Source organism: Curtobacterium sp. MCJR17_020, from assembly GCF_003234365.2.
Classification (GTDB): domain Bacteria; phylum Actinomycetota; class Actinomycetes; order Actinomycetales; family Microbacteriaceae; genus Curtobacterium.
Genome location: NZ_CP126260.1, coordinates 1,644,315 through 1,669,829, shown reverse-complemented (window position 1 = coordinate 1,669,829; position 25,515 = coordinate 1,644,315). Strand labels below are relative to the sequence as shown.

General features: G+C 71.3%; 21 protein-coding genes and 1 pseudogene. 4 read left to right on the top strand and 18 right to left on the bottom strand.

Features of this window, described 5'->3' with window-relative positions:
• Positions 1–3 precede the first annotated feature (3 nt).
• From ybeY to hrcA, 6 genes are read right to left on the bottom strand one after another with little or no spacing between them, the layout of a single operon-like run.
• Entirely contained in the window at positions 4–465 is a 462-nt protein-coding gene (gene ybeY / locus DEJ14_RS07910; RefSeq protein ID WP_111085740.1) for an rRNA maturation RNase YbeY, read from the bottom strand.
• Positions 462–1,604: a PhoH family protein gene (locus DEJ14_RS07905; RefSeq protein WP_111085741.1), complete on the bottom strand. Its 1,143-nt coding sequence runs from the start codon at positions 1,602–1,604 to the stop codon at positions 462–464. The genes ybeY and DEJ14_RS07905 overlap by 4 nt, the downstream gene beginning before the upstream one ends.
• Positions 1,594–1,947 (bottom strand): histidine triad nucleotide-binding protein, encoded by a 354-nt coding sequence (locus tag DEJ14_RS07900; protein ID WP_111085742.1) that lies wholly within the window; start codon positions 1,945–1,947, stop codon positions 1,594–1,596. The genes DEJ14_RS07905 and DEJ14_RS07900 overlap by 11 nt, the downstream gene beginning before the upstream one ends.
• Before the next feature lie 40 nt (positions 1,948–1,987).
• On the bottom strand, positions 1,988–2,725 hold the full coding sequence (locus DEJ14_RS07895; RefSeq protein WP_111085743.1) for a 16S rRNA (uracil(1498)-N(3))-methyltransferase: 738 nt from the start codon (positions 2,723–2,725) through the stop codon (positions 1,988–1,990).
• Entirely contained in the window at positions 2,725–3,837 is a 1,113-nt protein-coding gene (gene dnaJ / locus DEJ14_RS07890) for a molecular chaperone DnaJ (RefSeq protein WP_111085744.1), read from the bottom strand. The genes DEJ14_RS07895 and dnaJ overlap by 1 nt, the downstream gene beginning before the upstream one ends.
• A 49-nt stretch (positions 3,838–3,886) precedes the next feature.
• Positions 3,887–4,909 (bottom strand): heat-inducible transcriptional repressor HrcA, encoded by a 1,023-nt coding sequence (hrcA, locus tag DEJ14_RS07885; RefSeq protein ID WP_111085745.1) that lies wholly within the window; start codon positions 4,907–4,909, stop codon positions 3,887–3,889.
• Between the two features lie 88 nt (positions 4,910–4,997).
• Between hrcA and DEJ14_RS07880 the strand changes: the two genes are divergently transcribed.
• A complete protein-coding gene (locus tag DEJ14_RS07880) occupies positions 4,998–5,405 on the top strand; it encodes a DUF4870 domain-containing protein (RefSeq protein ID WP_258373291.1) in 408 nt (135 codons plus the stop codon).
• A 9-nt stretch (positions 5,406–5,414) separates the two neighbouring features.
• Here DEJ14_RS07880 and hemW read toward each other — a convergent pair whose 3' ends face one another.
• Complete coding sequence (gene hemW, locus DEJ14_RS07875; RefSeq protein WP_111085746.1) at positions 5,415–6,674, bottom strand: radical SAM family heme chaperone HemW; 1,260 nt, start codon at positions 6,672–6,674, stop codon at positions 5,415–5,417.
• Positions 6,675–6,702: 28 nt separating this feature from the next.
• On the opposite strand from hemW, the gene DEJ14_RS07870 reads away from it, so the two are divergent.
• Positions 6,703–7,395, top strand: coding sequence for an HAD family hydrolase (locus DEJ14_RS07870; protein ID WP_181437566.1), 693 nt, complete (start codon positions 6,703–6,705; stop codon positions 7,393–7,395).
• A gap of 42 nt (positions 7,396–7,437) precedes the next feature.
• Here the strand turns inward: DEJ14_RS07870 and DEJ14_RS07865 are convergent, their stop codons facing one another.
• Positions 7,438–8,085 carry a DUF1990 domain-containing protein gene (locus tag DEJ14_RS07865; RefSeq protein ID WP_111085748.1) on the bottom strand — a complete coding sequence of 216 codons (648 nt, stop codon included), beginning with the start codon at positions 8,083–8,085 and terminating at the stop codon, positions 7,438–7,440.
• 140 nt (positions 8,086–8,225) lie between these two features.
• Here DEJ14_RS07865 and DEJ14_RS07860 point away from each other — a divergent pair, with 140 nt between their 5' ends.
• A complete protein-coding gene (locus tag DEJ14_RS07860; protein WP_111085749.1) occupies positions 8,226–8,717 on the top strand; it encodes a hypothetical protein in 492 nt (163 codons plus the stop codon).
• A 28-nt stretch (positions 8,718–8,745) separates the two neighbouring features.
• Here DEJ14_RS07860 and lepA read toward each other — a convergent pair whose 3' ends face one another.
• Together lepA and DEJ14_RS07850 are read right to left on the bottom strand one after the other, a co-directional pair.
• Entirely contained in the window at positions 8,746–10,593 is a 1,848-nt protein-coding gene (gene lepA, locus DEJ14_RS07855; protein ID WP_111085750.1) for a translation elongation factor 4, read from the bottom strand.
• 267 nt (positions 10,594–10,860) lie between these two features.
• Entirely contained in the window at positions 10,861–12,027 is a 1,167-nt protein-coding gene (locus DEJ14_RS07850) for a pyridoxal phosphate-dependent aminotransferase (protein WP_111085751.1), read from the bottom strand.
• 200 nt (positions 12,028–12,227) lie between these two features.
• Between DEJ14_RS07850 and rpsT the strand changes: the two genes are divergently transcribed.
• Complete coding sequence (rpsT, locus tag DEJ14_RS07845; protein WP_111085752.1) at positions 12,228–12,488, top strand: 30S ribosomal protein S20; 261 nt, start codon at positions 12,228–12,230, stop codon at positions 12,486–12,488.
• Between the two features lie 126 nt (positions 12,489–12,614).
• Here rpsT and holA read toward each other — a convergent pair whose 3' ends face one another.
• The 8 genes and pseudogenes from holA to DEJ14_RS07805 all read right to left on the bottom strand — a co-directional run bounded on the left by holA (position 12,615) and on the right by DEJ14_RS07805 (position 25,342).
• Positions 12,615–13,634, bottom strand: coding sequence for a DNA polymerase III subunit delta (holA, locus tag DEJ14_RS07840; RefSeq protein WP_111085753.1), 1,020 nt, complete (start codon positions 13,632–13,634; stop codon positions 12,615–12,617).
• A gap of 619 nt (positions 13,635–14,253) precedes the next feature.
• Positions 14,254–15,330: pseudogene (locus tag DEJ14_RS19505) on the bottom strand (ComEC/Rec2 family competence protein); the annotation flags it as partial.
• A 747-nt stretch (positions 15,331–16,077) separates the two neighbouring features.
• Complete coding sequence (locus tag DEJ14_RS07830; protein WP_111085755.1) at positions 16,078–16,872, bottom strand: helix-hairpin-helix domain-containing protein; 795 nt, start codon at positions 16,870–16,872, stop codon at positions 16,078–16,080.
• Positions 16,873–16,978: 106 nt separating this feature from the next.
• Complete coding sequence (gene leuS, locus DEJ14_RS07825; RefSeq protein ID WP_258373293.1) at positions 16,979–19,573, bottom strand: leucine--tRNA ligase; 2,595 nt, start codon at positions 19,571–19,573, stop codon at positions 16,979–16,981.
• Positions 19,570–21,258 carry a thiol reductant ABC exporter subunit CydC gene (gene cydC, locus DEJ14_RS07820; RefSeq protein WP_111085757.1) on the bottom strand — a complete coding sequence of 563 codons (1,689 nt, stop codon included), beginning with the start codon at positions 21,256–21,258 and terminating at the stop codon, positions 19,570–19,572. The genes leuS and cydC overlap by 4 nt, the downstream gene beginning before the upstream one ends.
• The gene (gene cydD / locus DEJ14_RS07815) at positions 21,255–22,913 is read right to left on the bottom strand and encodes a thiol reductant ABC exporter subunit CydD (protein ID WP_111085758.1); all 1,659 of its coding nucleotides are present in this window, start codon (positions 22,911–22,913) and stop codon (positions 21,255–21,257) included. The genes cydC and cydD overlap by 4 nt, the downstream gene beginning before the upstream one ends.
• Positions 22,914–22,923: 10 nt before the next feature.
• Complete coding sequence (cydB, locus tag DEJ14_RS07810; protein ID WP_111085759.1) at positions 22,924–23,928, bottom strand: cytochrome d ubiquinol oxidase subunit II; 1,005 nt, start codon at positions 23,926–23,928, stop codon at positions 22,924–22,926.
• 1 nt (position 23,929) lies between these two features.
• Positions 23,930–25,342 carry a cytochrome ubiquinol oxidase subunit I gene (locus DEJ14_RS07805; RefSeq protein ID WP_111085760.1) on the bottom strand — a complete coding sequence of 471 codons (1,413 nt, stop codon included), beginning with the start codon at positions 25,340–25,342 and terminating at the stop codon, positions 23,930–23,932.
• Positions 25,343–25,515 lie beyond the last annotated feature (173 nt).

Sequence of the window (25,515 nt, the reverse complement as noted above, 5' to 3'; positions counted from 1 at the left end):
CGGCTACCGACCCCGGCGCTGGGCCGCGAAGGCCGTCAGGATCTCGCCCTGCAGCCCGAACATCTCGGCCTTCTCGTCCGGCTCGGCGTGGTCGAACCCGAGCAGGTGCAGGATGCCGTGGCAGGTGAGCAGCAGCATCTCGTCGGTGCTCGAGTGCCCGGCGGTCTTCGCCTGTTCCTCGGCGACCTGCGGGCAGAGCACGATGTCGCCGAGCAGGCCGGCGGGCGTGGGGTCCTCTTCGGTACCCGGTCGGAGTTCGTCCATCGGGAAGCTCAGGACGTCGGTGGGGCCGGGCTCGTCCATCCACCGCACGTGCAGCTGCTCCATCGCGCCCTCATCGACCAGGACGATCGCGAGTTCGGCGTCCGCGTGCACGTGCATCGCGTCGAGGGCGAACGCGGCGAGCCGCTGGATGGCTGCCTCGTCCACCTCGACCCCGGACTCGTTGTTGAGCTCGATGCTCACCGGTTGCCTCCTCGGGCGTCGTTCTGGGGGTACGGGGGTCGCTGGCGGTCCTGCGGCGGCCGACCACGGCGCTCGGCACGGTTGGCGCCGTCGGGGTTGCCGGCCGGCGCGGTTCCCCGGCCACCGGGACGGTGCCCGGCCTGCTCGGCGAGGCGCTCCTCGTCGTAGACGGTGTAGGCGTCGACGATGCGGCCGACGAGCGTGTGCCGCACGACGTCCTCGCTGCCGAGCCGGGCGAAGTGGATGTCCTCGACCGTCCCGAGGATGCGCGTCACGAGCCGGAGCCCGGACACGTTGCCCGGCAGGTCGACCTGGGTGATGTCACCCGTGACGACCATCTTCGAGCCGAACCCGAGACGGGTCAGGAACATCTTCATCTGCTCGGGGGTCGTGTTCTGCGCCTCGTCGAGGACGACGAACGAGTCGTTGAGCGTCCGGCCGCGCATGTACGCGAGCGGCGCGACCTCGACCGTGCCCGCAGCGAGCAGCTTCGGGACCAGCTCGGGGTCCATCATCTCGTTCAGGGCGTCGTAGAGCGGCCGCAGGTACGGGTCGATCTTGTCGGTGAGCGTGCCCGGCAGGAACCCGAGCCGCTCGCCGGCCTCGACCGCTGGACGGGTCAGGATGATGCGGGTGACCTCGCGCCGCTGCAGGGCCTGCACGGCCTTCGCCATCGCCAGGTAGGTCTTGCCGGTGCCGGCGGGACCGATCCCGAACGTGATGGTGTGTTCGTCGATGGCGTCGACGTACGCGCGCTGCCCGTCGGTCTTCGGCCGGACGGACTTGCCGCGGCTCGACACGATCGGCGTGCCGAAGGTGTCGGACGGCTTGCGGTCGTCGTCGAGGATGCGCGCCGACATCGGGATGTCCGAGGGGCCGATGTCCTGCCCGCGCTTGACCATGCCGACGAGCTCGTCGACGAGCGCCTTCGCCCGCGCGACCTCGCGCTCGGGTCCGGTGAGCGTGACCTCGTTGCCGCGGACGACGACCTTGACGCCCGGGTACTGCCGTTCGACGGTCTTCAGGAGCCGGTCCTGGGGACCGAGCAGCTGGACCATGGCGATGCCGTCGACCTGGAGGGCGACGGAGACGACCTGGTCGTCGTCGGTGGTGGGCTGTGCTGGTTCGTTAGCCGGCAAGGGTGCCTTCCTGCAGTTCACCTGCGAGTACGTGCGCGTGCACGTGGAACACGGTCTGACCGGCGGCTTCGCCGGTGTTGAAGACGAGACGGAACTGGCCGCCGGCGCGCTCGTCGGCGATGCGCTGCGCGGTGGCGACCAGGTGGGCGAGGAGGTCGGGGTCACCGGCCGCGAGTTCGGCGACGTTCGCGTACTGCTCGGTCTTGGGGACGACCAGCACGTGGACGGGTGCCTTCGGGGCGATGTCCTCGATCGCGATCACGCGGTCGTCCTCGGCGACGACGGTCGCCGGGATCTCGCGCGCGATGATCTTGCTGAAGACGCTGGGCGTGCTGGTGCTCATGACTCCATCGTAGAACGCAGGACCGACCTCGGGCCTTCCCTCACCAGCGCCCGAGTCCGGCCTGCAGGATCGCGAGTGCCGCGGGACCGGCGGTCGAGGTCCGCAGCACACTGTCGCCGAGCCGGACCCTGATCGCTCCCGCAGCCTCGAGCCGGTCGAGCTCGGAGCCGTCGATGCCGCCCTCCGGCCCCACCACGAGGGCGATCTCGTCGAGGTCCGCCGTCGGTTCCCAGGTCGCGAGCCGCACGGTCGCGGTGGGATCGAGCACGAGCACCGCAGCACCGGCACCGAGGGCGGGGACGAGCTGCGCCGTCGTGACGAGCGGCCCGACCTCGGGCACCCGCGACCGGATCGCCTGCTTCGCGGCCTCGTGCGCGATGGCCGTCCAGCGCGATCGCCCCTTCTCGACCTTCGGGCCCTCCCACCGGGAGACGCTGCGCGCGGCCGACCACGGCACGATCCGGTCCACACCGATCTCCGTCGACGCCTGCACCGCCATCTCGTCTCGGCCGCCCTTGGCGAGGGCCTGCACGAGCGTCAGCGACGGCACGGGCCGCGGGTCGACGGACAGCGATGCCACGGACAACACCAGCGAGTCGCGGTCGACGGCGTCCACCGCGCCGGACACGACGGTCCCCCGTCCGTCCGAGAGCCGCAACGTCTCACCGACCCGTACGCGCGAGACGGTCACGGCGTGCCGCCCCTCTGCCCCGTCGAGCGTCACGGAGCCACCGACGGCGACCCCGTCGAGCGACTCCACGACGTAGAGCGATGCCATCAGAAGTTGAAGAAGCGGTCGCGGAGCTTGCCGAACATGCCCTGCTGGAACCGGGCGAGCTGCGGGGCCGAGGCCTTGTGCGACTTCGCGAGCTGCTCGACGAGCTGGCGTTCCTTGTGCGACAGCTTCGTCGGGGTGACGACCTGCACGCCGACCCGGAGGTCGCCGCGGCCGCTCCCGCGGAGCTTCGTGATGCCGCGGTCCTTGATCACCAGCACGTCGGCGCTCTGCACCCCGGGACGGATCTCGAGCTCGACGGGTCCGTCGAGTCCGTCGATCGTCGTCGTGGTGCCGAGCACCGCATCGGTCATCGCGACCTCGAGGGTGGCGAGCAGGTCGTCGCCGTCGCGGCTGAAGACGTCGTCGTGCCGCACCCGGATCTCCAGGTACAGGTCGCCGGAGGGGCCACCGGCGGGGCCGACCTCGCCCTGGCCGGGCATCTGCAGGCGCAGGCCCGAGTCGACGCCGGCGGGGACGTCGACCGGCACGGTGCGACGGGCGCGGACGCGGCCCTGACCCTGGCAGGTCGGGCAGGGGCTCGGGATGACGGTGCCGTAGCCGCGGCAGGTGCCGCACGGGGCGCTCGTCACGACGTTGCCCAGCAGCGAGCGGACCTGGCGCTGGATGTTGCCGGACCCGCCGCAGATGTCGCAGGTGCGCGGGCTGGTGCCGGGCGCGCAGCACGACCCGTGACAGGTCTCGCACAGGACGGCGGTGTCGACCTCGACGTCCTTGTGGGTGCCGAAGACGACCTCGTCGAGGTCGACGTCGATGCGGAGCAGGGCGTCCTGTCCGCGCTCGGCACGGCTGCGGGGACCACTGCCCCGGCCGCCACCGCCACCGCCACCGAAGAAGGCGTCGAAGATGTCGCTGAACCCGCCGGCGCCGCCACCGAAGGGGCTGTCGGCCTGGGGCCCGGCGTCGTACCGGCGCCGCTGCTCCGGGTCGCTCAGGACGTCGTACGCGTGCGTGACGTCCTTGAACCGCTCGGCTGCCTCTGGAGCAGGGTTCACGTCCGGGTGGAGCTCACGCGCCAGGCGGCGGTAGGCCTTCTTGATGTCGGCATCGGAGGCGTCTCGCTGGACGCCGAGGACGTCGTAGTGGTCTGCCACGTATCCCTCAGTCGGTTGTGTTCGGTCGGTCGGTCGGTGTTGCAGTCGATCAGTGTTCGCCCAAGAGCTTGGACAGGTACCGTGCGACGGCCCGGACGGCGGCCATGTTCGTGCCGTAGTCCATCCGGGTCGGTCCCAGGACACCCAGGCGTGCCACCTCGCCGCCACCGGCGAGGTACCCGCCGGCGACGATGCTCGTGGCGTCGAGCCCGTACTCGGCGTTCTCGACGCCGATGCTGGCCGCCACCGCGATGTCGTCCACCTGCATCTCCCCGAACAACCGGAGCAGGGTGACTTGTTCCTCGATCGCTTCGAGCACCGGGAAGAGGCCGCCGGAGAAGTCCTGCTCGCTCTTCGCCAGGTTGGCGGCGCCGGCCATCACCAGGCGGTCCTGCCGGTTCGCCGCGACCTGCTCGATGAGGGTCGCCACCACGACCCCGCCGAGCGTCTGGGCGTCGGGCCGGAGCTGTTGCGGCACCGCACGGAGCGCGGTGGGCACGTCCTGCAGCAGGAGTCCCACGGCCGCGCCGTTCAGGACGGTCCGGAGTTCGGTCAGCAGCGGCTCGTCGAGCGCGACGTCGGTCTCGACGACGCGTTGTTCGACCCGGGCGGTGTCGGTGATGAGCACGACCATGAGCCGGGCGTCGCCGAGTCGCACCAGCTCGACGTGCTGCACCCGGGCGCGCACCATCGAGGGGTACTGCACCAGGGCGACCTGGTTCGTGAGCTGGCTGAGCAGGCGCACGGTGCGGCCGAGGACCTCGTCGAGGTCGTTCGGGGCGCCGAGGAAGGTCTCGATGGCGTGCCGCTGGGCGCTCGTCAGCGGCCGGGCTGCGGCCAGGTGGTCGACGAACAGCCGGTAGCCCTTGTCGGTCGGCACACGGCCGGACGAGGTGTGCGGGGCGACGATGAGCTGCTCGTCCTCGAGCAGGGCCATGTCGTTGCGGATCGTGGCGGCGCTGACGCCGAAGGCGTGCCGCTCGACGATCGTCTTGGAGCCGACCGGTTCGCGGGACGCCACGTAGTCGCGCACGATCGCCTTCAGGACCTCGAGGCTGCGTTCACTGACCACGAGCGCTCCTTCCTGGTCGACCTGGCACTCGGACGTGTCGACTGCTGATCCTACGCCCGCACGACTGCACCCCCGATACGCTTCCGGCATGACCTACGGACAGCAGCCCGGTGGCCCGCAGAACCCGAACGGACCCCAGTACCCGAGCGGGTACACCCCGCCGCAGCCGATGAGCCCGGAGGACCAGCGCCTCTGGGCCACGCTGACGCACATCGGCGGGATCTTCTTCAACTTCGTCGCCCCGCTCGTGGCCTACCTGGTGCTGCGCGACCGCGGCGGCTTCATCCGCGAGCACACCCGGGTCGCACTGAACTTCCACATCACCGTGGCGATCGCGTACGTCGCGTGCGGCGTGCTGAGCGTCGTGGTCATCGGACTGGTGCTGTTCCCGATCGTCGCCGTCCTGACCGTCGTCTTCGGCATCCTGGCGGCCGTCGCGGCGAACCAGGGGCAGTTCTACCGCTACCCCCTGTCGATCGAGTTCATCAAGCAGTAGGGACGCCGGTCAGTCCAGCAGCTCCCGCACCACCGCGTCGGCCAGCAGGCGACCCTGCAGGGTCAGGTCGATGCGTCCCCGCACCGCGGCCGACCCGTCCACGAGACCCCGCGCGATGAGTCCCGCGACCCGGCCACGGGCCTCCTGTCGGATCTCGCTCGTCGCGAGCTCCCCGCGGACCCGCGCGGCGAGGAGCAGGCGCTCGACGTAGCGGGTCTCGTCGTCGATGACCTCGCGCCCGGCGGCCGGCGACTCGCCGGACAGCACCCGGTTCGCGTACGCGGCCGGGTGCTTCACGTTCCACCAGCGCGTGCCGGCGACCGCGGAGTGGGCGCCGGGGCCGACACCCCACCAGTCGTGGCCCTTCCAGTAGGACAGGTTGTGCCGGCTCGCGTGGCGCGCTGTGCCGCCGTCCGCGTCGACGCGGGCCCAGTTCGACACCTCGTACCAGGAGTACCCGGCGTCCCCGAGCACCTGGTCGGCGAGCTCGTACATGTCGGCGGCCAGGTCGTCGTCGGGGGCGGGGAGCTCCCCGCGCGCCACCATGCGGCCCATCGCGGTGCCGTCCTCGACGATGAGCGAGTACGCCGACACGTGGTCGGGCTCGCAGGCCAGGGCAGCGTCGAGCGAGGTGCGCCAGTCGTCGAGGGACTCCCCCGGCGTCGAGTAGATGAGGTCGAGGGAGACGTCGAGGCCCTGCTGCTTCGCGAGGTCGACGACGACCGGCACGCGCAACGGGTCGTGTGTGCGGTCGAGGGTCGCGAGGACGTGCGGGACGGCCGACTGCATGCCGTAGCTGATCCGGTTGAACCCGCCCTCGCGCAGTGTCTGCAACGAGGACGCGTCGACCGAGTCCGGGTTCGCCTCGGTCGTGACCTCGGCGCCGGGCAGGATCCCCCACGTGTCGTCGATGGCCCGCAGGATCATCGCCAGGTCGGAGGCCGGCAGCATCGTCGGGGTACCGCCGCCGAAGAACACGGTCGACACGGGCCGACGCGGGACGCCGGAGCGGTCGAGCACGGTCGCGGCCCACTCGATCTCCCGCACGGCGTGGCCGGCGTAGTCGTCGCGGCGCACGCCGCGCAGCTCGGACGCCGTGTACGTGTTGAAGTCGCAGTAGCCGCAGCGCACCCGGCAGAACGGCACGTGGACGTAGACCCCGAACGGCACGGCCGCCGGGTCGGAACCGGCGGCGGAGCCCGCCGCCGCTCGCGGCACGATCAGTCCGTCAGCGGGTGCCGGATCGGCGATCGGGAGAGCACTCGGCATGGAGTCCATTGTCCGTCATGATGGACGCATGGAGCACCACCCCGTCCCCACCACGGTCCTGTGGGACATCGACGGCACCCTCGTGATGAACGCGTCGTCCCCGGGCAACCTCTACCACCTGGCGCTCGAGCGGGCGGTCGGCCGCGACCTCACCCTGCGGGTCGGGCACCAGCACGGTCGGACCGATGCCGGGCTCATCGCCGAGCACGTCCGTGCCCACGCGTTCGAGGACACGATCATCCCGACGGTCAGCGGGCACCTGCGCGACCTCACCGCCGAGCGGCACGCCTCGGGCGACCACCGGTCCCCCGTCCCCGGTGCCACCGCGCTGCTCACCCGCTTCGCGGAGCTCGGGTGGCGGAACGGTCTGCTCACCGGCAACTCCGAGTACCGCGCCCGCGTCAAGCTGGCCGGTGCGGGGTTCGACGAGGGCCTGTTCGACTGGGACCACTCCTACTTCGGCGACACCGAGGTGGAGCGCGCGGACGTCACCACCCGCGCGGCGGCGGAGCTCGCCGGCACCCGCGCCGTCATCGTCGGCGACACCCCGCGTGACGGCGAGGCTGCGGACGCCGCCGGCATCCCCTTCCTGGCGGTCGCCACCGGGGTGTTCGACGTCGAGGCGCTGCGGGCCACCAACGCGGTCACGGTCGCGCGCGACTGCCGGGTCGACGCCGCCCTGATCGAGGACGCCATCGCGGCGTTGCCGCCGCTGCGCTGACCCAGCGCGCAAGCACACGCGCACGCAAGCACGCGCTCGCCGCTAGTCGCCCCGCAGCGCCGCCAGGTACTGCTCCGCCATCACCTTCTGCTGCCGACGCAGCAGCGGCGCGACGAACTGCCACTTCCGGCTCGACGGCTGCGAGAACTGCCGGATCTGCAGCCACACGGAGCCGTCCGACGTGCGCTCGACGACGAACGACTCCTCGCCGGAGAGCGGGTGCCCCTCGAGCGTGCCGTACGCGAAGCCCTTGCGGTCGTGCTCGTCGATGATCGACACGACCCGGACGGGCGCCTGCACCGTCCGCCCGAAGGCGTGCATCGTGAGCGTCGCCGACGTGCCGGCGGTCACCAGCGGGGTGCCGTCCGGCGCGAACTTCTCGACCCGGGGCGTGCCGATCGAGGCGGGGGCGATCGGGACGCCGTCGTCGTCGAACGTCACCGGGTTGTACCGGACCTCGTCGTCGTCGGGCTGTTCCTCGACGCGCACGCGGATACCGCTGCGCTCCTGGATCTGCCACGTCAGGGCCTGCGTCACCGCGGTCTCGAACCGCTGGTCGCCGTGCCCGATCCGAGCACGTGACTCGGTGGGGGTGAACCCCTCGGGCGGGTACGTCATGAGGTCCGACGCCTGGGTCGCCCCCACCGCGCCGTAGGTCAGGGCGGTCCGGTAGCTCCCGCGGATGCTCATGCCGCCAGCCTACTTGCGCCTGCCCCGTCGGATCGAACCGATCACCGCTCAGGTCGCGTCGCCCGGGCCGCGTCGTCCGGTTCGCGTGCACCCCGAACTGGAGGCCCGACACCCGCCCGCAGCGCCCCTATCGTTGCAGCGTGCCCCGCTCCACCCCCGCGCCCTGGCGGTCCGTCGACCGTCGGACCGCGACGCTCGCCGCGCTCACGCTCGTCGCCTTCGGCGCCGCCGCACTCGCGCGTGTCCTCGTCGACGCGACGACGGCGAGCATCGGCTCGTCGACGCGGTACGTCGCCGTGCCGGCCGCGCAGTGGGACGCCTTCGACACCGCCAACGTGATCGCTGGCGTCGGTGCGTGCTGCGCCGGGACGGGTGTCCTGCTGTTCGGAGCCACCCTGGTCGTGGCGGTCCGTCGGCACCGCGCGGCGCGACTGCCGCGCCTGCTCGCCGCCGTGACGCTCACGATGGCCGTCGGTGCCGTGCTCGCCGGGATCGCCGCGGGGGCGCAGGACGACTTCGCCGCGGCTGCGGGCTGGACCATCCTGCGGACCGCGCTGGCGGGACTGGCCGCCGCGAGCCTCCCGGCCCTCTGCCTGGCCGCCTTGCGGACCCGCGCCGCACGCCTCCGCTGACGGCGCCCGGCGCCCGGCGCGACGCGCGCTACTTCTTCTTTTCTTCGACGTCGCCGGAGAGCGCGGCGATGAAGGCTTCCTGCGGGACCTCGACCCGACCGATGGTCTTCATGCGCTTCTTGCCCTCCTTCTGCTTCTCGAGGAGCTTGCGCTTGCGGGTGATGTCCCCGCCGTAGCACTTCGCCAGGACGTCCTTGCGCATCGCGCGGATGCTCTCGCGGGCGATGATCCGCGCGCCGATGGCCGCCTGGATCGGGACCTCGAACTGCTGGCGCGGGATGAGCTTGCGCAGCCGCTCGGTCATCAGCGTGCCGTAGGCGTAGGCCTTGTCGCGGTGCACGATCGCGCTGAACGCGTCGACCTGGTCGCCCTGCAGCAGGATGTCGACCTTGACGAGGTCGGCCGCCTGGTCGCCGATGGGCTCGTAGTCGAGCGACGCGTAGCCCTGCGTCTTGCTTTTCAGCTGGTCGAAGAAGTCGAACACGATCTCGCCGAGCGGCATCTCGTAGCGGATCTCGACGCGGTCCTCGCCGAGGTACTCCATGCCGAGCAGCGAGCCGCGGCGCGACTGGCACAGCTCCATGATCGCGCCGACGTAGTCCTTCGGCGCGAGGATCGCCGCGCGGACCATGGGCTCGCGGACCTCGACGATGCGGCCGCCGGGGAACTCGGACGGGTTCGTGACCTCGGTCACGGAGTTGTCCTCGTTCGTGACCTCGTAGATCACGCTGGGCGCGGTCGTGATGAGGTCGAGGCCGAACTCGCGCGAGAGCCGCTCGGTGATGATCTCGAGGTGCAGCAGGCCGAGGAACCCGCAGCGGAAGCCGAAGCCGAGCGCCACGGAGGTCTCGGGCTCGTAGACCAGCGCCGCGTCGGAGAGCTTGAGCTTGTCGAGCGCGTCGCGGAGGTCCGGGTAGTCCGACCCGTCGATCGGGTACAGGCCCGAGAACACCATCGGCTTCGGGTCCGTGTAGCCGGGCAGGGCGTCGGTCGCGGGCTTCTGCGCGCTCGTGACGGTGTCGCCGACCTTGGACTGGCGGACGTCCTTCACGCCGGTGATCAGGTACCCGACCTCGCCGACGGAGAGCCCCTTCGTCGGGATCGGCTCGGGGCTCGACACCCCGATCTCGAGGATCTCGTGCGTCGACTTGGTCGACATCATCTGGACCTTCTCGCGCGGCTTGATGGAGCCGTCGATCATCCGGATGTAGGTCACGACGCCGCGGTAGCTGTCGTAGACCGAGTCGAAGATCATCGCGCGCGGCGCGGCCTCGACGTCGCCGACCGGTGCCGGCACACGCCGGACCACCAGGTCGAGGAGCTCGGGGACGCCGACGCCCGTCTTGCCGGAGACCCGCAGGACGTCCTCCGGCTTGCCGCCGATCAGCTGCGCGAGCTCGGCCGCGTACTTCTCGGGTTCGGCCGCCGGCAGGTCGATCTTGTTGAGCACCGGGATGATCTCGAGGTCGTTCTCGAGCGCCAGGTACAGGTTCGCCAGCGTCTGCGCCTCGATGCCCTGGGCGGCGTCGACGAGCAGGATCGCGCCCTCGCACGCCGCCAGGGAACGGGAGACCTCGTACGAGAAGTCGACGTGCCCGGGGGTGTCGATCATGTTGAGCGCGAAGGTCTCACCGTCGAGTTCCCACGGCATGCGGACTGCCTGCGACTTGATCGTGATGCCGCGCTCGCGCTCGATGTCCATGCGGTCGAGGTACTGCGCGCGCATCGCGCGCTCCTCGACGACACCGGTCATCTGCAGCATGCGGTCGGCCAGCGTGGACTTGCCGTGGTCGATGTGCGCGATGATGCAGAAGTTGCGGATCGCGCCGGCCGGGGTCGCGGCGGGCTCGAGCGGAGCGGATGCTTGTGGGCTCACGGTTCCTCAGGTGGGTCGGACGGTCGGCCCAGTCTCCCATGCTTGCGTGCCGGCGTCGCGCAGCGCGGCTCGCACGGTGCGAGGTCGGTGCGAGTTCGTGCGTGCGGCGCACCGTGCGACGCCGTTTCGTCGTGCGGTGTTCCGGATTCCGTGCGAGGGGCGGGACCTCGCACGGAATCCGGAACCGGGCACGGAACGTGACCAGACCTCGCACGGTGCGATGCGTGGCGGACGCGGGGCGGGCCTCCCGGCCGCACGCGCCGAGCGTCAGACGGAGGCGTGCGCCGGTGCGGGCAGCGCGCCCAGGCCGCGACGCAGGTCGTCGGGGGTGGCGGCCAGGCAGACGCGGATCCAGCCCTCGCCGGTGCGGCCGAAGGCGCTGCCGGGCGCGACCGCGACGGCCTCGCGCTGCAGGAGGCCGAGCGCCCACGCCGCGACGTCGCCGTCCGAGGCGTGCGACACGTCGACCCAGAGGTAGAAGGCGCCGCGTGGGTCGAGGTACCGGATGCCGGCGGCGTCGAGGACCTCCTTCGCGACCTCGAGGTTCGCGCGGTAGTGCTCGCGGGCGTCGCGCACCGCGGAGTGGTCCCCCACGATCGCCGCCAGCGCCGCGTACTGGTCGGGTTCGGCGACGCAGCTGATCATCGCCTCCTGCGTGGTGCGCATCGTCGGCCCGAGGCCCTTCGGCGTGACGAGGTACCCGACCCGGACACCCGTCATGGCGTAGGTCTTGCTCAGCGAGAACGCGGAGAACACCCGGTCGTCCTCGTCGAGCGCAGCCAGGCTGACGTGGCGGGTGCCGTAGGTGAAGTACTCGTAGACCTCGTCGCTGATCACCCAGAGGTCGTGCCGCTTCGCGAAGGAGAGCAGCGCGCGGAGGGTGTCCTCGCCGAACACCGAGCCGAGCGGGTTCGACGGCGAGTTCACCACGAGCACGCGAGTGCGCTCGGTGACGCTCGCCTCGAGTGCCTCGAGGTCGGGTTCGAACCCGTGCTGCGGTTCGAGCCGGTACGGCACCGGCGTGGCCCCGAGGATGTGCGCGTTCATCGTGAAGGTCGTGTAGCCGGGGTCCGGCACCAGGACCTCGTCCCCGGGGCTCAGCGTCAGCGTCATCGCCTGGAACAGGGCCTGCGTCGCACCGATCGTCATCCAGATCTGTTCGAGGTCGGCCTCGATGCGGTTCTCGCGGCGGAGCTTGTCGCGGATCGCTTCGCGCAGGGGCGCGATCCCGCCGTTCGGCGTGTAGTCGGTGCGGTCCTCGGTCCACGCGCGACGGGCCGCGTCACCGATGTGCGGCGCCACGGCCACGTCCGGTTCGCCGATCACGAGCATCGTGACCGTGGTGCCGGCGGACTGCAGCAGCGCTGCCTGCTCGAAGACCCTCCGGATGCCGGAGGCGGGCACGGTGTCGATCCGAGGTGCGAGGGATGGCATGCCCGTCACCGTATCCGGTGCATGTTGCCGCGAGATCACGCCGATCCGGCGGTGTTTCGTGCTTTGGTGGCGGGCCGTTCGCCTGGTAATGTTGGTGGCTGGCTTGCGCGTTCCCCGCCCACGGGTGGAACGCGATGCGACCGAGGGCCCCTCTACCCCGCGGTCGCGCCCACCCGTACGAGACGAAGCAGGAGCTACACATGGCGAACATCAAGTCGCAGATCAAGCGCATCAAGACCAACCTCAAGGCCACCGAGCGCAACAAGGCCTACAAGTCGGAGCTGAAGACGTTCATCCGTCACACCAACGACGCCGTTGCCGCTGGCGACAAGGACAAGGCCGTTGCCGCCCTGGCCACCGCGTCGAAGAAGCTCGACAAGGCCGTGAGCAAGGGTGTCATCCACCGCAACCAGGCCGCGAACCGCAAGTCGGCCATCGCGAAGAAGGTTGCGTCGCTCTGATCTCCTGAGCGCTGCACGAAGGCCCCGCACCGTTCGGTGCGGGGCCTTCGTCGTGTGCGGGGCCTTCGTCGTGTGCGGGGACTTCAGGGGGCTCACTCGGCGCACGACCGGGAGGCGCGGGTCGCCTCAGCGCACCTCGCCGCGTCGGGCGATGGTGCGGACCATGACCTCGAGTGCGTAGTGCGCGTCGCGCGAGCCGCCCTTCACCGCGGTGTCCGCCTCGGCGATGCTCGTGATCGCGTTCGCCAGACCGGTCTCACTCCACGAGGCGACGTCACGCTGCGCGCGCTGCACCTGCCACGGGGCCATGCCGAGCGCCGACGCTGCCTGACCGCTCGGCCCGCGGAACGCGCTGACCTTCGCCATCGTGCGGATCTTGCTCGCGAACGCCGCGACGATCGGCACCGGTGCTTCGCCCGTGGCCAGGGCATGCCGCAACTCGACGATCGCCGGAGCGGACCGTCCGGCCAAGGCGATGTCGGCCACCTTGAACGCGTTCGTCTCGACGCGACCGCCGTAGTACTTGTCGACGACCTTGTCGGTGATCTCCTGCGCTTCGTCCGCCAGGAGCTGCCGGCACGCAGCGGCGAGCTCGGCCAGGTCGTCCGCGAAGGCGACCACGAGGGTGCGGACCGCCGACGGCGCGATCTTGCGTCGGGCGGCGCGGAACTCGGCGTTCACGAAGTCGATGCGGTCGGTCTCGCGCTTGAGCTCGTCGCACAGGACCTCGACCCCACCGCCGACCCCGCTGCGGATCGTGTCGAGCAGCTTCTTGCCGCGCACCCCGCCGCCGTGCCGGAGCACCAGGGTGACGTCGTCGGCCGGGGCCTGCAGGTACGAGATGGTCTCGGTGATGAAGGCGTCGGTGCACTTCTCGACGTTGGTGACCCGCACGAGTCGCGGCTCGCCGAACAACGACGGGCTGGCGAGGGTCGCGAGCAGCCCGGGAGCGTACTGGTCGGCCTCGAGATCGTGCACCTCGAGCGCCGGGTCCTCGCCCACGAGCAGGTCCTTGAGCACGCTGCTGGCCCGGTCCGCCAGGAACGCCTCGGGCCCGGTGACGAGCACGACCGGGGCCGGGCGGATCCCCGACCAAGGGACCTGGTCGATCTTCGCTGCGGCGCGCGCGGGCTTCTTGGCGGGCATGCGGTCCTTCCGGTGGTGCCGACGCGGACGGTGCCGGTGCGACGAGTGCTCCGACGATCCTACGGGCGGCCACCGACGGCGTGCGCTCGGTCCACACCCGCAGGTCGTCGGTGGCCGTCCGAGCGACCACGACGGTGCCGAGTTCGTCGGTCCGGTACGCGGCGGTCCCGGACGATGCGAGCATCGACAGCGCCGACCGTGTCGGGTGGCCGTAGGTGTTGTCCGCGCCGACGCCGACGAGTCCGACGCGGGCCGCGAGCTGCCGGTACAGCAGCGGGTCCTGGTCCGCCGAACCGTGGTGCGAGACCTTCACGACGTCGACGGGCCCGTCGGGGAGTGCACTGCCGGAGCGGACCCGACACTGGGCGGTCTCCCCCAGGTCGCCGAGGAACACCCCGGACAGGCACGTGGGGCAGTCGTTCCCCGGCAGCGGTTCGGTCACGAGCACGATGCTCGCGTCGTTGCCGGCGTCCGGACTGTCCGCCCGCGGCCACACCACGCGCCAACCGAGCGGCCCGAGCACACCGGACACCCGGTCGTCGGCCTGCCGGACGTCGACGCCACCGCGCTGCAGGTCCTGCACGACGCGGCTGTCCGACGCACGGCCGACGGGTCCGACGAGTGCGGTGTCGACGATGCCCGCGACCTCGTCGACCGCCCCCACGTGGTCGCGGTCGAAGTGCGTGAGGACGAGCAGGTCGATCCGGCGGACCCGCAGCAGGTCGAGGCAGACCCGGAGACGGTCCGGGTCGTCCCCGGTGTCGATCAGGGCCGTGCTGTCGCCGCCACGGACCAGCACGGCGTCACCCTGTCCGACGTCGCACGCCGCGACCGCCCAGTTGCCCGGAACGGTACCGCGCACGACCAGTACGGGAACCGCGACGGCGGCGACGCCGACCACGACGACGACTCCCGCGACGAGCAGCAGGCGGCTCCGCACCGTCGGAGTGCTCAGCACGGCGACCGCGAGGCACGCGCTGACGACGACGGCGCCGATCACCCCGACGGTCCCACCCGGCCACGGCGCCGACGCGTACGGCAGCAGCGCTGCGCCGTGGGCGATGCCGCCGACCGCCGACGCGGGGGCCCAGGCGACGGCTGCGAGCACCGAACCGCCCCACGGCCAGACCGGCGCGAGCAGACACGCACCGAGGCCGACGACGGTGACGATCGGTGCCATGGGCTCGGCCAGCAGGTTCGCCGGCACCGCGTAGGTCGGCAGCGCCGCCGACAGCGGGATCGTCACGGGCCAGCAGGTGACCTGCGCCGCCACCGGCACCGCGAGGGCGGCGGCGAGCGGGGGCCACAGCCGCCGGGCGAACAGCGCTGTGAGCGGTGGCCCGAGCACCACGATGCCGGTCGTGGCGAGCACCGACAGCGCGAACCCGAACGACCGTGCGAACCAGGGGTCGACCACCAGCATGCCGATCGTGGCCAGGGCGATGAGCGGCACGCCGCGCACGGGGCGGCCGGACAGGTGCACGACCAACACGACGACCGCCATCACCGTGGCCCGGACGATCGACGGGTCGGGCCGGACGAGCACCACGAACGCGAGCAGCACGGCGACGGCCGACGCTGCCCGGAGCCCCCGAGGCATCCCGCAGAGTCGCCCGACCACCACGACGAGGCCGACGATCACCGCGCAGTTCGCCCCGGACACCGCGGTCAGGTGGGTCAGCGCCGAGGTCTCCATCGCTGCCTCGGTCGCGGCGTCGAGACCGGACCGGTCGCCGATCGCCAGTCCGCGCAGGAGCGCGGCTCCGGGCTCGGGCAGCTCGGCCGTCGCACGGACGAAGGCCCGGCGGGCGGCGTCGGTGGCTCCGAGCAGTCCCCCGGGTGGCTCGGTGGCGTGCACACCCCGGAGGAACAGCACGAACGCGGTCGCGGAACCGGGGACGTCGGCCTCGAATGTCCCGGTGCCGGTCACCCGCGTGCCCGCGGCGAGCACCCGGTCGTGATCGTCGCCCGGGACGAGCGCACCGTCGCCCGGCGGCACGAGCCGGACCGGTACGCGCAGCGCACGTACCGTGTCGGCACGCTCGAGCGTCGCGAGCACGGAGCGGTCACCCGGGCCCAGGTCGCGCGACAGAGCCGCGTCGAACGAGACGGTGCCCGACCCGGAGGCGAGGGCCCGGAGCACCTCCGGCGTTCGTCGGGTCTCCCCCACGGTGACCGACACCGCGAGCACCGCGGTCAGTGCCGCCGCGACGAGCACCAGGCCGGCGCAGGCGGTCACGGTGCGGCAGCGACGGCCCGGTCGACGACGACCAGCGATCATCGCGCTCCCTCCGGCCAGCACAGCCAGCACGGCGCCCACGATCCCGACCACGGGCGCTGCCGCCGGTCCCCCGACGAGCACGGTCGTCACGATCCAGGCGATCGCCACCGGCACCGCCACCCGCAGGTCCGTCGCACTGGGTCGCAGCTGCACGGGCACGGCTCAGACCCGCACGCGGCCACGCAGCTCCGCGAACCGGACGTCGCCGATGCCGCTGACGTCGAGCAGGTCCTCGACCACGGTGAACCGGCCGTGTTCGTCGCGCCAGGCGAGGATCCGGCCGGCCAACCCCGGGCCGATGCCGGGCAGGGTCTCGAGCGCAGCCTGGTCGGCGCTGTTCAGGTCGACGACGGAGTCAGCGCCGGTTCCCGAGGCACCCGTACCGTCGTCAGCGCCACCGCCCGCCGCGGCCGCACCGCCGTCGACCGGATCGAGCGCCGCCGGAACCTCGTCCTCGCCCACGCGGGGCACGTACAGCCGTTCCCCGTCGGTCAGGACCCGCGCCAGGTTCAGTCGGTCCAGGTCCGCGTCCGCCGTCGCGCCGCCGGCCCGCTCGATCGCGTCGGTCACCCGGCTCGACGGCGGCAGGCGCACCACGCCGTCGCGCTCGACCGCCCCGAGCACGTGCACCACCACACGCGCCGCACCAGTGGCAGCTGCTTCCCCACCGGATGCAGGACCAGCGGTCGACGACCCAGTGGTCGGCACCCCGGCGAGGGGCACCCCGGCAGTCGGCGCACCGGCGGTGGGCGCACCACTGACGACGACCCCGCCCGCCCCTGCACCACCGCGCCCCGGCAGCGACCCGACCAGGACCACCACGAGCGCGACCGCCACGACGACCCCGGCCAGCACCACCGCGGCCCGCGGCGACAGCACCAGGCGCGACCAGAGCACGCGTCCCGATGCGGGCGCGCCGTCCGTTGACCGAGGGTCCGGTGACGAGGGCGACGACATGCCCCGAACGCTACGGAGCCCGGCCGATCGGCCGGGCTCCGGAGTGCTGGTCTGTGGACAGGTGCGTCGGACGCCCACCCTGTGGACGGCCGACGACACCCGAGGACTACCCCTTGATGGCGATGTTCACGAGCTTCGGCGCCCGCACGATGATCTTCACGATCTCGCGGTCACCGATGTACCGCTGCACGTTCGCCGAGTTCCGCGCGAGTGCCTCGAGCTCGGACGGCTCGATCGACTTCGACACCTCGAACGAGTCGCGCACCTTGCCGTTCACCTGCACGACGGCGGTGAGGGTCTCCTGCACCAGCAGCGTCGGGTCGGCCTTCCGCCAGCCGTGCAGCGCGACGGTGGCCTCGTACCCGAGCTGCTCCCACATCTCCTCGCCGGTGTACGGCGCGAACACGGCGAGGCCGAGCGTGACGGTCTCGACGGCTTCGCGCACGGCGGGGTCGGCGGCACCGGGGCCGCTGTCGATCGCCTTGCGGGTCACGTTGACCAGGTCCATGAGCCGCGCGATCACGACGTTGAACTTGAACGACTCCATCAGGCCCGGCGCATCGGCCAGGAACCGGTGCGTCACCTGGCGCAGGGCGCGGTCGCCCTCGGCCCAGACGACGTCGGGGGTCGACGTGACGTCGGTCGCCAGGCGGTAGGCGCGGGCCAGGAAGCGGGCCGAGGCGGACGGGGAGACGTCCTCCCAGTTGATGTCGTCCTCGGGCGGGCCGGCGAAGCCCATCACCAGGCGGATCGCGTCGACGCCGTTCGCGTCGAGCTCGTCGCCGAGCGAGACACCACCCTTGGACTTCGACATCTTCGAGCCGCCGGACAGCACCATGCCCTGGTTGAGCAGTGCCGAGAACGGCTCGGTGAAGTCGAGGTAGCCGAGGTCGAAGAGCACCTTGGTGACGAAGCGCGCGTACAGCAGGTGCAGGATCGCGTGCTCGATCCCGCCGATGTACTGGTCGACCGGCGCCCACTTGCGAGCGATGGCGGGGTCGAACGCCTGGGTGTCGTCGTTCGCGGCCAGGAAGCGCAGGAAGTACCACGACGAGTCGACGAAGGTGTCCATCGTGTCGGTGTCACGGAGCGCGGGCGTGCCGTCGACGGGGTTCGGGACGTTGACCCAGTCGGTCGCTCCGCCGAGCGGCGAGGTGCCCTTGGGCTTGAGGTCGAGCCCCTCGGTGTCGGGCAGTCGCACCGGCAGCTGGTCGAGCGGCACGGGGTGCTCGCTGCCGTCGGCGCCGTGGATGATCGGGATCGGCGTGCCCCAGAAGCGCTGGCGCGAGATGAGCCAGTCGCGCAGGCGGTAGGTCTTGGCGGCGCGACCGGTCCCGCGTTCCTCGAGCAGGGAGATCGCGGCGGTGATCGCGTGCTGCTTCGACATGCCGTCGAGGGGGCCGGAGTTCATCATCCGGCCCTGACCCGTCAGTGCCTCACCCGTGGTGGCGGGGTTGAGGTCGGGCAGCTCGGTGTCCTCGGTGATCACCGGGATCGCTCCGGTGACCGCGGCGTTGGTGTCGACGACGACCTTCACCGGCAGGTCGAACGCCCGGGCGAAGTCGAGGTCGCGCTGGTCGTGTGCCGGCACGGCCATGACCGCGCCGTGGCCGTAGTCGGCGAGCACGTAGTCGGCGGCCCAGATCGGCAGGCGCTCCCCCGTCAGCGGGTGGATCGCGAAGCGGCCGAGCGGCACACCGGTCTTCGGGCGGTCGGCGTTCTGCCGGTCGATCTCCGACGTCTTCTGCGTCGCCGTCAGGTACTCGGCGAACGCGGAACGCACGGACTCGTCAGCGGACTCCACGAGCGACGCCGCCAGGTCCGAGTCCGGTGCGACGACCAGGAACGTCACGCCGTGGATCGTGTCGGGACGCGTCGTGAAGACCGTGACGGGCTCGTCCCGGCCCTCGATGACGAAGTCGACGTCGGCACCGACCGAGCGACCGATCCAGTTCCGCTGCTGCGCGATGACCTTGGCGGGCCAGCGGCCCTCGAGCTGGTTGAGGTCGTCGAGCAGGCGGTCGGCGTACTCCGTGATCTTGAAGTACCACTGCGTGAGCTTCTTCTTGACGACGACGGCGCCGGAACGGTCCGAGGTGCCGTCCGGCAGGACCTGCTCGTTCGCGAGCACGGTCTGGTCCACCGGGTCCCAGTTGACCCAGCTGTCCTTGCGGTACGCCAGGCCCTTCTCGTACATCTTCAGGAACAGCCACTGGTTCCACTTGTAGTACTCGGGGTCCGAGGTGTGGATCTCGGTGCTCCAGTCGAACGACGGCGCGTAGCGCTTGAAGGACGCCTTCTGCTGCGCGATGTTCGCGTAGGTCCAGTCCTTCGGGTCCACCCCGCGCTTGATCGCGGCGTTCTCGGCGGGCAGGCCGAACGAGTCCCAGCCGATGGGGTGCAGGACGTTGAAGCCCTGCTGGCGCCAGTAGCGCGCGACGAAGTCACCGAGCGCCCAGTTCTCGGCGTGCCCCATGTGGAGGTCGCCGGACGGGTACGGGAACATCTCGAGGATGTACTTGCGCGGACGGGTGTCGTCGAGGTCGGTGGTGAAGAGCCCGAGCTCTTCCCAGCGGGGCTGCCACTTCTCCTGGATACGACGGAAGTCGTAGGCGTTCGGGTCCTCGGCGTGCTGCTCGGTGGTCACGGTCGTCAACGATACAAGCCGGGAGGCCCGTCCCGCGTCCGCCCGTCGGCTCATCCGGCGAGCAGGCGCCCGTCCCGCATCCGCAGGGTGCGGTCGACCAGGTCCGTGCTGACCGGCACGTGCGACACGATCACGATCGTGCGGCCCGCTGCGCGGGCCGTCGTCACGAGGTCGCGCAGGACGGCGTCGCCGAGGTCCGGGTCGATGTCCGCCGTGGGTTCGTCGAGCACCAGCACCGGGAACGCGTGCAGGAGGGCGCGGGCCAGGGCGAGACGGTGCGCCTGGCCGCCGGACACCAGACCGCCGCGCTCCCCCACCGACGCGTCGAGCCCACCGCGACGCCCGACCCACTCGCCGAGGCCGACCCGGTCGAGCACCGCGAGCAGCTCGTCGTCGGTGGCGGTCTCGCGGGCGAACAGCAGGTTCTGCCGCACGGACTGGTCGAAGACGAACGGGTCCTGCTCGATGAGCCCGATGCGGGCACGGACGGCGTCGGGGTGCATGTCCTTCGCCGAGATCCCGTCGAGCGTGTACGAGCCCTGGTGGTCGACGAACCGGACGAGCGCGTCGACGAGGGTGGACTTCCCCGCGCCGCTCGGCCCTTCGAGCACGACGACCTCGCCGGGGTGCAGGTCGAGCGAGACCCCGTCGACCGCGGGCGTCGTGGCTCCGGGCCACTGCACGGTCAGGTCGCGCACCGCCACGGTGACCGGCCCGGACACCGTCAGTTCGGCCGGGTCGGCGTCCTGCTCGGGTTCGGGCACGATACCCGCGGGCACCCGTGCCGGGACGACCTGCTCGACCCGCTCGGCGGCGGCACGCACCCGGCGCAGCGTGAGGACGGCGAGCGGGACCCCGCCGACGACCTCGAACAGCGCGAGCGGCACGAACACGGTCAGCGCCCAGAGCGGCCCGTCGAGCGCCCCGGACACCACGGCGGGTGCACCGACGGCCAGGATCCCGATGACCGCGCCGCCGCCGACCAGCCCGACCAGGGCACCGACGAGCGCCTCGACCGTGCCACGGCGGCGGACCGCACGGGTGACGCCGGCGTCGAGACGGGCGATGTGCGCCAGGCGCTCGTCGAGGGTGCCGTAGGCCGCGAACACGTCGAGCGTCCGCACGGTGTCGAGCACGAGGTCGGCGACCCGACCACGGTCCGCCGCGGTCTCACGGTCGGAGCGCTCGGCGATCGTGCGCGTCACGACCGACCCGAGCAGCGCCGCGACCGCCAGCGCGAGCACGAGTACGAGGGCGGCCGGCACCGACACGATCGCCACCGCGACGACGGACAGCACTGCGACGACCCCGGCGGACACCAGCGGCCCGACGACGCGGATGGGCAGGTCCTGCAGTCGGTCGGTGTCGGTGACCAAGCGGGTCATCAGGTCGCCACGGCCGGTGCTGCCGAGTCCAGCCGGTGCCACCGAGGCGAGTCGCCGGTACATCTCGGTGCGCACCACCGCGAGCTGTCGGAAGGACGCGTCGTGGCCGGCGAGCCGGTCGACGTAGCGCAGCGCCGCACGCCCGAGTGCGAACGCACGCACGCCGACCATCACGAGGGTCAGGTAGAGGATCGGCGGGTGCTCCGCGGCACGGGTGATGAGGTAGCCGCTCGCGGCGAGGAGCGCCACGGCGCAGACCGCGCTGAACGCACCGGCGGCGACCGCCTTGGCCCAACCCGACCCGTGCGGCATCGCGAGCCGCAGGACGGACGCTCCACGGCCCTGGCGGCTCATGCGCGCACCTCCGTCCGGACGGTGACCGACCCACCGGTGCCGATGTCGACCCGGACGTCGGCCGCGGCCACGACCGCCGGTCGGTGGCTCGCAACCACGACGACCGCACCGTCGGCTGCGAGGCTGCGGATCGCGGCGACGACGTGGGCCTCGGCCTCGACGTCGAGCGCCGACGTCGGTTCGTCGAGCAGGACCAACGGTGTGCCGACACGACGAGCGCGGTACAGCGCCCGCGCGACGGCGACGCGCTGCGCCTGGCCGCCGGACAGTCCGCTGCCGCCGGCGCCGATCGGGAGGCCCGGGTCGACCCCCAGCCCCGCGTCGCGCAACGCGGTCTGGACGTCCACGGCGTCGGGGGTCGCGCTGAGCGCGACGTTCTCGGCGACGGTCCCGCGCACGAGGCGGGGTCGCTGGTCGGCCCAGGTGGTGCGGCCGGCGGTGGTCGTGCCGGCGGCGCCGGGGACGACGACGCTTCCGTCGTGCGGCAGGACCCCGCGGAGTGCGGCGATGACGCTCGACTTGCCCGAGCCGCTCGGGCCCGCGAGCACGACGACGGTGCCGGGGTCGGCGTGCAGGTCGAGCGGGCCGATCACCACGTCGGGCCGGCGGACGGTCAGACCGTGCACGGCCAGCGCCGTGGCAGCCGGAGCGGTCGCCGCGGGGTCCGTGTCGTGGTGCGGCGCGGGCTCCGTGTCGTCGTCGAGGACGTCGAGGACCGCTGCCGATGCCTCGACGCCGTCCTGGGCGGCGTGGAAGTCCGCGCCGACCTGGCGGATGGGGGCGAACGCCTCGGGGGCGAGGACCAGGACGAACATCGCGGCGCCGAGCCCGAGCGAGCCGTCGACCAGCCGGATGCCGATCGACACCGCGACGAGGGCGACGGACAGGCTCGCGGCGAGCTCGAGCGCGAACCCGCTGACGAACGACAGCCGGAGCACCCCGAGCGTGCCGCGACGGTACTCGTCCGTGACGGCGCCGATGCGGCCGACCTGGCGCCGGGCGCGACCGAACACCTTGAGGGTGGCCAGACCCTCGACGGCTTCGAGGAAGGCGCCACCGAGCTTGGCGAGGGCGTCGGACTGCTTCCGCTGCAACGACTGGGTCGCGAGTCCGATCAGGATCATGAACACCGGGATGACCGGCAGGGCGAACAGGATGATCAGCCCGCTCGTCAGGTCACCGAGGCCGATCGCGACCAGCAGCAGCGGTGTGGCGATCGCGGTGAGTGCGAGCTGCGGCAGGTAGCGACCGAAGTAGGCGTCGAGCGCGTCGAGGCCCGGCCCGAGGGTGGTGGCGAACCCCGCGCTCGACCGGCCTGCCAGCCAGGACGGACCACGCTCGGCGGCGCGGGCGAGCACCGTGGTGCGCATCTCGCTCTTCACCTTCGCCGCGGCGCGGGCCGCCAGGTCGTCGGTCGCCCAGGCCGCCACGGCACGGAGCACGAACGCGCCGCCCAGCACCGCGAGCGCTTGCCCGAAGGTGTCCGGGACACGGCCGTCCTGGACCGCGTCGATGCCGAGGGTCACGGCGGCGGCGATCCCCCAGGCGATCGCGATGGTCGCGACCGTGCGGAGGACGCCGGTGCCGGCGGCCGCGACGATGAAGCCGCGCGCCGTCCGCGACAGGCGCAGGAGTCGCGGATCGAGCGGCTTCACCGTCGCCTGCCTAGTGCGCGGCCTGGGTGACCTGGGCCCGCGAGACACGCTTGCGGAACACCCAGTACGTCCAGGCCTGGTACGCGAACACGAGGGGGACGAAGATCAGCGCCACCCAGCTCATCACCGTCAGCGTGTACGAACCGCTCGAGGCGTTGTACACGTTCAGGCTGTTCGCCGGGTCGTTCGTGGCGGGCATGACGTCCGGGAAGATCGCCGTGAACATGGCGAGCACGATCGCGGCGATGGTGACGGCCATGAGCGTGAACGCCCGGCCCTCCTTGCCCCAGGCGTTGCACAGCACGGCCAGGACGAGCGCGAGTGCCGCGACCACCGAGAGCACGAGCGAGGCCGGGGTCGCCCGGACGAACGCCATCCAGACCAGGAACGCGGCGCCGACGACGATCGTCAGGATGCCGGCCCGGGTCGCCAGGCGCTTCGCCCGCTCGCGGATCTCGCCCTCGGTCTTCAGCGCGACGAACACGACGCCGTGCGTGAAGAACACCAGCAGCGTCGCCACGCCGGTCAGGAGTGCGAACGGGTTGAGCAGGTCCAAGAGCGTGCCCGTGTAGTTGTGCCCGGAGTCCATCGGGATCCCGCGGACGACGTTGCCGAACGCGACGCCCCAGAGGAACGACGGCAGGGCGGACCCGACGATGATCATCAGGTCGAACCGGCGCTTCCACTCGAGGTGCTTGTTCTGGTGGCGGTACTCGAACGAGACACCGCGCAGGATCAGCGCCGCGAGGATGAGCAGCAGCGCCAGGTAGAACCCGGAGAACATCGTGGCGTACCACTCGGGGAACGCCGCGAACAGGCAGGCGCCGGCGACGATGACCCACGTCTCGTTGAGGTCCCAGACCGGGCCGATCGTGTTGATGAGCACCCGGCGGTCGGTGTCGTCCTTGCCCAGGAAGGGCAGGGACATGCCGACACCGAAGTCGAAGCCGTCGAGGACGAAGTAGCCGACGAAGAACACGCCGACGATCGCGAACCAGAGGACAGGCAGATCCATCTCAGTACACCGTCACTTCGTGCTTGACCTCGCCGGTCTCCTCGTCGATCTCTGCCGGAGCGGCAGGGCCCTCTTGCGCGACCTTCTTGATGAGCTTGAACTCGACCACCGCCAGCGAGCCGTAGATCACGGTGAACACGATGAGCGAGATGAGGACCTCGAGCCCGGTCACGTTCGGCGAGACGCCGTCGCTGGTCTTGAGCAACCCGAACACGAGCCACGGCTGGCGACCCATCTCGGTGAAGATCCAGCCGACGATCATCGCGGCCATCGGGAGCGGGACGGTCCAGGTGGCGACGCGCCAGATCCAGCGCTTCGTCGGGAAGCGGCCCTTGCGGGTCAGCCAGAGGCCGGCGAGCGACACCATGACCGCACCGACGCCGAGCGCGATCATCCAGCGGAACGACCAGTAGGTCACCCAGATGATCGGCTTGTAGTCGCCGGGTCCGTAGACCTGGGTGTACTGCGCCTGCAGGTCGTTGATGCCCTCGACCGTGCCGTTGAAGGTGTGCGTGGACAGGAACGACAGCAGGTAGGGCACCCGGATCGAGAACAGTTCGTGCACGCCGTCGGGGGTGCCGAGCGTGAAGATCGAGAACGAGGCGTCCTTGCCGGTCGCCGTGTTGTACAGCGCTTCGGCTGCGGCCATCTTCATCGGCTGGGTGTCGACCATGGTCAGGCCGAGCTGGTCGCCGGTGAGCACCGTCAGGGCGCCCGCCGCCACCATGGTCCACATGCCGAACTTGAGCGCCGGCATCATCGTCTCGAGGTTCTGGTTCCGTGCCAGGTGGTAGGCGGCGACCGAGATGATCACTGCTGCGGCGACCATGAAGCAGGCGAACAACGTGTGCGGGAAGGCCGCCAGGGCGACCTTGTTGCCGAGGACCGCCCAGATGTCGGTGAGCTCCGCGCGCCCCTTGGCCTCGTTCATCGAGAAGCCGACCGGGTGCTGCATGAACGCGTTCGCGGCGATGATGAAGTACGCCGACATGATCGTGCCGGCGCTGACGCACCAGATGCTCGCCAGGTGCAGCCCCTTCGGCAAGCGGTCCCAGCCGAAGATCCAGATGCCGATGAACGCCGCCTCGAAGAAGAAGGCCAGGATCCCCTCGAGCGCGAGAGGTGCGCCGAAGACGTCTCCGACGAAGCGCGAGTAGTTCGACCAGTTCATGCCGAACTGGAACTCCTGCACGATGCCCGTCACGACGCCCATCGCGAAGTTGATCAGGAAGATGCGTCCGAAGAACCGGGTCAGCTGCAGGTAGTGCGCGCGACCGGTCCGGTACCAGGCGGTCTGGAACACGGCCACCACGGCGGCCATGCCGATCGTCAGCGGGACGAAGAGGAAGTGGTAGATGGTCGTCAGACCGAACTGCCACCGCGACAGGATGAGCGGGTCGAGGAGGTCGGTCATGCGGCACTTCCCAGTCGGGTCGCCGCGCGCAGTCGGTGCACGTCAGTGTCTTCCTGTGGAACGGATACATCAGATGTCACAGCCGTTGGGACTCTTCAACGGTACCGCGTCACCACCGACTTCGACAACTTGTAGAAATGTTCCGTGCACGAACGTGCAAGGGTGTTGCACGG